Raw genomic sequence first — 1,843 nt, forward strand, 5'->3', positions numbered from 1 at the left:
ACTTATCACTCAACACCAAAGCGGTTTCGCAAGAGACTGTTTTGTTGTTGACTCCGGATTCCCGGATCAAACGGCTGTTCTTTAAAAATTCATAGAGTCGAAAATCAGCGTTGCTGGTGGAAAGCAGAAATTCGTAAAGGTTTTACTGCACCGTGCCGCCAGCAACAATTTGATTGCGTCAAAACGAATGAAACTTTGCGATGAGCAATTTTTATTCAGTAATGACGAATATTCTTCAAGAATGTGAATCTGGGAAACTGGGTTTACAGCAAAGATATTCACATTACGGCATAACGCGCGAGGTGAGAGACCTCGCAAAGCAGTTGCTTGCTTCTTGAGCTAAGAGATCTAGCGATAGATATCAAAGTTATAGGGTCAAGTGACTAAGAGCATGTGGTGGATGCCTTGGCGATGATAGGCGACGAAAGACGTGATAGCCTGCGATAAGCTTCGGGGAGTTGGCAAATAAACTTTGATCCGGAGATTTCTGAATGGGGGAACCCACCTAGCAATAGGTATCACTGAGTGAATACATAGCTTAGTGAAGCGAACCTGGAGAACTGAAACATCTAAGTACCCAGAGGAAAAGACATCAACCGAGATTCCGATAGTAGTGGCGAGCGAATTCGGAAGAGCCTTGCAGTGATAGTCAGTGTGTTAACAAAACGGAATGGAAAGTCCGGCCATAGTGGGTGATAGCCCCGTATGTGAAAACGCATTGGTGGTACTAGGCTGCAGACAAGTAGGGCGGGGCACGAGAAACCCTGTCTGAATATGGGGGGACCATCCTCCAAGGCTAAATACTCATCATCGACCGATAGTGAACAAGTACCGTGAGGGAAAGGCGAAAAGAACCCCGGGAGGGGAGTGAAATAGATCCTGAAACCGCATGCTTACAAAAAGTCGGAGCCCTTAGGGGTGACGGCGTACCTTTTGTATAATGGGTCAGCGACTTACATTCAGTGGCAAGCTTAACCGAATAGGGAAGGCGCAGAGAAATCGAGTCCGAATAGGGCGACAAGTCGCTGGGTGTAGACCCGAAACCAAGTGATCTATCCATGGCCAGGATGAAGGTGCCGTAACAGGTACTGGAGGTCCGAACCCACTAGTGTTGCAAAACTAGGGGATGAGCTGTGGATAGGGGTGAAAGGCTAAACAAACTTGGAAATAGCTGGTTCTCTCCGAAAACTATTTAGGTAGTGCCTCAAGTATTACCTGCGGGGGTAGAGCACTGTTTAGGCTAGGGGGTCATGGCGACTTACCAAACCTATGCAAACTCCGAATACCGCAGAGTACAGCTTGGGAGACAGAGCACCGGGTGCTAACGTCCGGACTCAAGAGGGAAACAACCCAGACCGCCAGCTAAGGTCCCTAAAACGGGCTAAGTGGGAAACGAAGTGGGAAGGCTAAAACAGTCAGGATGTTGGCTTAGAAGCAGCCATCATTTAAAGAAAGCGTAATAGCTCACTGATCGAGTCGTCCTGCGCGGAAGATGTAACGGGGCTAAGCCAGTTACCGAAGCTGCGGATGCACAGTTTTGCTGTGCGTGGTAGGAGAGCGTTCTGTAAGCCTGTGAAGGTGTCTGGTAACGGATGCTGGAGGTATCAGAAGTGCGAATGCTGACATGAGTAGCGTTAAAGCGGGTGAAAAGCCCGCTCGCCGTAAGCGCAAGGTTTTCTACGCAACGTTCATCGGCGTAGAGTAAGTCGGCCCCTAAGGTGAGGCAGAGATGCGTAACTGATGGGAAACGGGTCAATATTCCCGTACCGATGTGTAGTGCGATGTGGGGACGAAGAAGGTTAGCTCAGCCAACTGTTGGATATGTTGGTTCAAGCCTGTAGTC

The 1,843-nt window shown here is 48.9% G+C and carries 1 rRNA gene; it reads left to right on the top strand.

Annotated elements, in window-relative coordinates:
- Nucleotides 1–373: 373 nt before the first annotated feature.
- Nucleotides 374–1,843 (top strand): 23S ribosomal RNA (locus AB7A72_RS23690); the annotation flags it as partial.

The sequence above is a fragment of the Comamonas sediminis genome, assembly GCF_041107495.1.
Taxonomy (GTDB): Bacteria; Pseudomonadota; Gammaproteobacteria; order Burkholderiales; family Burkholderiaceae_C; genus Comamonas; species Comamonas sediminis.